5 protein-coding genes are annotated in these 5724 nt (G+C 45.5%); 3 read left to right on the forward strand and 2 right to left on the reverse strand.

What is annotated here, in order from left to right:
• Together A136_RS04735 and A136_RS04740 are read right to left on the reverse strand one after the other, a co-directional pair.
• A partial coding sequence (locus A136_RS04735; RefSeq protein ID WP_017064685.1) for a HEAT repeat domain-containing protein occupies positions 1–764 on the reverse strand: 764 nt, incomplete at its 3' end.
• Between the two features lie 87 nt (positions 765–851).
• The gene (locus A136_RS04740; protein ID WP_017064686.1) at positions 852–2183 is read right to left on the reverse strand and encodes an anaerobic sulfatase maturase; all 1332 of its coding nucleotides are present in this window, start codon (positions 2181–2183) and stop codon (positions 852–854) included.
• Between the two features lie 137 nt (positions 2184–2320).
• On the opposite strand from A136_RS04740, the gene A136_RS04745 reads away from it, so the two are divergent.
• From A136_RS04745 to A136_RS04755, 3 genes are all read left to right on the forward strand, one after another.
• Positions 2321–3109, forward strand: coding sequence for a formylglycine-generating enzyme family protein (locus A136_RS04745; protein WP_017060470.1), 789 nt, complete (start codon positions 2321–2323; stop codon positions 3107–3109).
• 165 nt (positions 3110–3274) lie between these two features.
• Entirely contained in the window at positions 3275–4957 is a 1683-nt protein-coding gene (locus tag A136_RS04750; protein WP_017064687.1) for an alkaline phosphatase family protein, read from the forward strand.
• Positions 4958–5152: 195 nt separating this feature from the next.
• A partial coding sequence (locus A136_RS04755) for a helix-turn-helix domain-containing protein (RefSeq protein WP_017064688.1) occupies positions 5153–5724 on the forward strand: 572 nt, incomplete at its 3' end.

Raw genomic sequence — 5724 nt, forward strand, 5'->3', positions numbered from 1 at the left:
TCTTCAAGGCGAACCAGAGTCAACGATTTCGAATAATGCAGAGCGGCGTTGTTTGGCACGCTCTCCAAACCACGATCTAATACTTCGACTGCTTGCTTATCTTTGTTCTGAGCTCGAAAATTATCTGCGTAGCTCAACCAAACTTGCGCTTCTTTTGGATGCGTATTGATCAGCTCTAGATAAACCGTTTCCGCCTTATCCCAGTCATTGTGCCAACGAAGCACATCAGCAAACAGTAATTGGTACTTTTCAGATTCTTGCGTTTCCAAGAAGCTAATAAGCTCTATGACTGGTGGTTCAATTTGTGCTTTCTGCTCGTCATCCAATGCATTGAAGTCACGGACTAGGTTTGACGTTGCCGTATGGCGAACCATGGTATCGCTGTCTTTTAGCAAGGGTGAAACTAACGCCCAGCGATGTTCAAGTTGGTAAGGTTCAGAACCGATAACCGCCGCTTCACGAACTTCAGGGTTTTGATCTTTTAAGCCTCTTGCCACCGCCACCAGCGCATTTTGGCTTGGATATGAAGCAAGCTCTTGCAGTGCACCAGTACGATTTTCAACAGATTGATTCTGATCTTGTGCCATGTAAGACAACTGTTGAATGCGGGTTTGAGTGTCCGTCATTTCAAGCACTTGATTGATATTTTGTGCTGGCGCGTCAACCGTTTGTTGAACGCTATTCGCAGCCATCGCAGACGTTGAAATTAATGCGGACGTTGAAATCAATAAAGCAACAGCCGTCGCTAAACTCTTCTTCATCATAGTATTACCTTAAACTGGAGAACTTAGCCTGTCCTTAGACTCGTATCTGATTAAATTTATCTTGGACCTGTTGATCCAAAGAACGAGTTAAAACTTGGTCTCGAACGTAGCTTGTTGCGCCTGTTTTGCTCGATGCGCCATCAATACTGAGTCGCTGAATTTACCATGAGCAACCGGATGCCCCATCGCGCGAGCGATGTACGCCATCGACTTATCGACATGAGAAAAGAACTTATGCCAACCTGCACATAAGTAGTTCAAGCCCGGTTCGCCTGCACGAGTTTTGATAAAGCGGTTCTTAGGGCACTCACCATGACAAGCGAACTTGTAATCACACTGCTGACATTGACTGGTCAGTGTGCGGGATTTAGCAAAACCAAACTTTTGCTGTGGTGCGCTGTACGCCAAATCATCAAGTTTCTCGTGATGAATATTGCCAATTTTGTACTCAGGGTAAACATAGTGGTCGCATGAGAAAACATCGCCATTTGGCTCTATTGCCAAACCCTTTCCGCATATCTCGTTCAAGGTACACAATGGGTTCGGACGCCCAATCCACGTTTCTAAACTTGCTTCAAAATACTGAACAAACACCTTACCGATGTCGTTCTTAGCCCACTCATCAAATACAGAAATAAGGAAATTACCCCAAGCCAAATCCGACACACACCACGATTCCATGATCGAATCTTTATGGCCGGGGATCAGGCGTTTGTCGCCTTGTTTGAGCTGTTCGCTCACTTGGGATGTTTGTGGTGCAACCGTTCGGAACGTTTTCTGTTCAACGATAGGAATAAACTGCATTTGCGGTGACTTCACAACATCACGTAGGAAGCGATAGACCTCAAGTGCATTTTGACTGGTGAGGTTATTCACACAGGTAAGCGTTGCGAACTTCACTTGGTGTTTGTGCAGCAGCTCCACAGCCGCCATCACTTGTTTGAATGTGCCACGGCCAGCTCTGTTAACACGATAGGCATTGTGCAGCATTTCGGGACCATCAATACTCAAACCGATCAGGAAGTTGTTCTTCACAAGAAACTCCGCCCAATCATCATTCAGCAAGGTACCATTGGTTTGTAAATCGTTTGAAATCAATACACCTTCAGGTTGGTACTTTTTCTGTAGCTCAACCACGCGTTCAAAATACGCCAAACCTAGCATTGTCGGTTCACCGCCCTGCCATGAGAAGATAATTTCTGGCGTGTTTTGACCTTCGATGTATTGTCGGATGTAGGTTTCTAACGTCTCATCATCCATTCTTGGAGAACTGCCTTTCTTGTACTCCAACAAATCTTGCTTACTTAGGTAGTAACAATATTTACAGTCAATGTTGCATGCTGCGCCAATCGGCTTAGCCATGACATGCAAGCGCTTAGACGCTTTACCGTTATATTGTGGACCTTGAGTAATATGCATGATTTACCTACCTATTTTAGTATTCTGGACACATCATAATTCCTATTCGATCAGGTGACATGTTATACCCTTTATAACCAATAGGAATGACCTTAAACGTTAGAATTAGACCCTATTTCGAACATCTGAGGCACGTGATGAAATTTCTTAATTACAAACAGTTAGCAACAATTAGCAGCGTCACCATGACTATCCTTCTGAGTGGCTGTGCAAGCGTGCCTACACACCCCATCGCCCAACAAATTGACCAAGAGATGGTGTTGGTTGAAGGCGGCACATTCACCATGGGGTCGAACGGTCCAGAAGCGACCAAAGCAGAGCGTCCTGCACGTAATGTAACTGTAGATAGTTTCTATATTGCGAAGTTCGAGGTGACTCAAGAATTGTTCGAATCGGTGATGGGTTCATCTCTCAGTTATTTCCAAAACCCACAAGTTCCGGTCAATAACCTTAGTTGGCAGCAAGCAAACTATTTTGTTGAGCAGTTGAATGAATTAACGGGTGAAGAATACCGTCTGCCTACTGAAGCTGAATGGGAATTTGCAGCCAAAGGTGGCAATAAAAGTAAAGGCTATACTTACAGTGGTTCCAATAACTTAGATGATGTTGCGTGGTACTCAGCAAATTCTAAAAATAGCGCACATCCAGTCGGGCTAAAGAAACCAAATGAACTAGGCTTATATGACATGACAGGAAACGTGGGCGAGTTTGTTATCGATGCCTTCGATGACACCTTCTACCGATTCGGTCCAACAGACAACCCTAACAACGCAAAACACAGCGACGTCGGTTTATCACACAAATCGGTTCGCGGTGGCAGCTTTGCTTATGACGAAAATGAATCTGAAAGTTACCGTCGTGACTTCGCAAGCCAATCGATCACTATGTCAGATATGGGGCTGCGTTTAGTTAAGGATGTGAACTAGCTAACGAAGCGAACTAACTAAAGATGCCGAAGGTTATGGTTCACTAATCGTCACCAACAATACTAAAAATACGATTCGCACTGCACACACGTTACAAATCTGGCCAAACGTTGGAAACCTGACCAAACATTAGAACTCAGCGGCAACAGTGAATAAGGAAACTCTATGCAATACACCAAGCTTTCAGGACTAACCCTCGCGTTACTCTGCGCTCTCCCAGCTTCAGCTGAGGAAAAGCCAAATCTAGTCCTTCAAATCACGGTAGATGGCCTGCGCGCAGATCTAATCGAACGATATAAGCACAACTTCGGTGAAGGCGGTTTCCGGTACTTAATGGATGATGGTACCTACTACACCAACGCAAACTACCAACATGGCAACACGGAAACGATCGTGGGCCATGTGTCGCTTGCAACAGGTGCTCCACCGAGCGTACACGGCATGGTAGGTAACGTTTGGTATGACCGTAGCGAAGAACGTTTGGTGTATAACGTAGAAGACGGTAACTACCAAATGCTGACCTCTGGTGCAGGTGTCGATAAAGCAACAGAGATCGACCCAACGCAAAAGACAGCACAAGGCGATGGCCGCTCTCCAGAGCCAATACTCTCCACCACGTTTGGTGACGAACTGACGATTTCCAATAGTGGCAAATCAAAAGTATTCGGTGTATCAGTGAAAGACCGCGGCGCAATCTCATTGGCAGGACACAGTGGTAAAGCCTTCTGGTTCTCCAAAGCACAATCGGAGTTTGTCACCAGTAACTATTACTATGACGAGTATCCAGATTGGGTATCACGCTGGAACGAGAAAGCGATTGCTGCTCAGTATTCCAAACAGAAATGGGAGCTGTCATTACCGCGTGATAAGTACACGTTGCAAGAACACGATACCGAACACAAAGTGAAACTCGGTGACTTCCAACGCACCTTCCCTCATCCTTATGGCCCGGCAAGTTACAAGTACTACAGCACAACGCTAACCGTCAGCCCTGCTGGTGACGAAATCACGGAAAACTTCGCTAGCACCTTGTTGATGCAAGAGAAGCTTGGCCAAGGCGACGTGACCGATTATCTGTCAGTGAGTTTCTCATCAAATGACTACGTGGTGCACCTTTACGGCCCTGAAAGCCTAGAAACAGAAGACAACCTTATCCGACTTGATAAGACTCTCGCTAAGCTTTTCAAAACCGTGGATAACCAAGTCGGGCTAGAAAACACATTGATTGTGCTGTCTGCCGACCACGGTGTACCTGAATCTTCACCTGCGGCAAATGCGCTTGGTTTCAATCAAGCTCAATACTTCAATAAAGACACACTACTCTCGAGTGGTGTTGAGAAACGATTGAAGGATGAATTTGGTTTAACCAAAGACGCGATTCGCTTGTACGCACAACCTTACATCTATCTGAATCATGATCTGATCGCTGAGAAGAAGCTTGATCTGGCTAAGGTCCAAGAAGCTATTGCGGATGAAATTGCAAAAGTGAAAAGTGTTGCGTTTGCTGTATCAAGTAGTGACATTGCGGCTAACCGAGTACCGGATACGCATGTGATGCAGCTAATTAAAAACAACTACCACCCTGCTCGTTCTGGCGACGTGTACGTAGTATTTGCACCGCGCAGCTACATTAACGACATGGAAGGCCTCCAAATTGCCTCTACACATGGTTCTCCGTGGAAATACGACACTCATGTGCCTGTGATCTTTGCAGGCTACGACGTTGAAGCTAAGAAGGTATCGCGAGCAGTCACGCCATATGACATTGCGCCAACGCTTTCGAACAAACTGGGTATCACCCAACCAAGCGGGTCAATCGGAGAAGTGCTGCAAGAGATCACTGAGTAGACTCAATCTCTAAGGTTTCGTGAGCTAGATTTCGAATCCAGCACCCACTCAATAAAAGAGCCGTTTATCTGTTTCTGACTCACTAGGTCGAAACAAATAAGGTTCATCGCGCATTAGCGGGAACTAAAAACAAAAACGGTAGTAAGTGATATGGTTTAGTCGCCAAACAAAAATCATACACAAACTACCGTTTTCATGCCGAATCATACTTTCCTATCTTCATTCTGGGAAGGCTTTCAAATAGTAAAGTCTCACCAGACAGCATCACTTATTACCCTGACTCTTAAACCTAACTCTGAGGCTAAGTGCCTTTGTGGTCTCGAGGCCGAGGCTATTCATGAGTATCAATGGCGTCATGTAAAAGAGGCCATGTTGCTCGGTGTTCCTGTTGAACTTTCCGTTCAAACACGAAGAATTAAGTGTCGTGACTGCGGCATCAAAACAGAGTCTCTATCTTGGTTAGAGCCTTATGCTCGTATAACGAAGCGCCTAAAAAGTTATATAGAACAACTGCTGCCTCTTCTTCCCATTAAGCATATCTCCCAGTTAACGAGCGTACATTGGCACACCATTAAAGAGATAGATAAACGCCGACTTCGACAAGTGGTGCCGTCAGTGAAATGGGAGGGGCTAAGGCAACTCGTCATGGACGAGTTCGCTATCTTTAAAGGACATCGGTATGCCACGGTCATTGCTGACGCTAAGACTCACCAAGTCATTTGGATAGGGTTAGGCCGTAGCCGCAAGGACATACGACCGTTCTTCGA

This window comes from Vibrio crassostreae 9ZC13 (assembly GCF_000272045.2).
Taxonomy (GTDB): Bacteria; Pseudomonadota; Gammaproteobacteria; order Enterobacterales; family Vibrionaceae; genus Vibrio; species Vibrio crassostreae_C.

What these genes read in the sequence shown, in the direction of transcription:
- A136_RS04740 (WP_017064686.1), bottom strand. Translation starts at nt 2,183, where the DNA reads ATGCATATTACTCAAGGTCCACAATATAACGGTAAAGCGTCTAAGCGC.
- A136_RS04745 (WP_017060470.1), top strand. Translation starts at nt 2,321, where the DNA reads ATGAAATTTCTTAATTACAAACAGTTAGCAACAATTAGCAGCGTCACC.
- A136_RS04750 (WP_017064687.1), top strand. Translation starts at nt 3,275, where the DNA reads ATGCAATACACCAAGCTTTCAGGACTAACCCTCGCGTTACTCTGCGCT.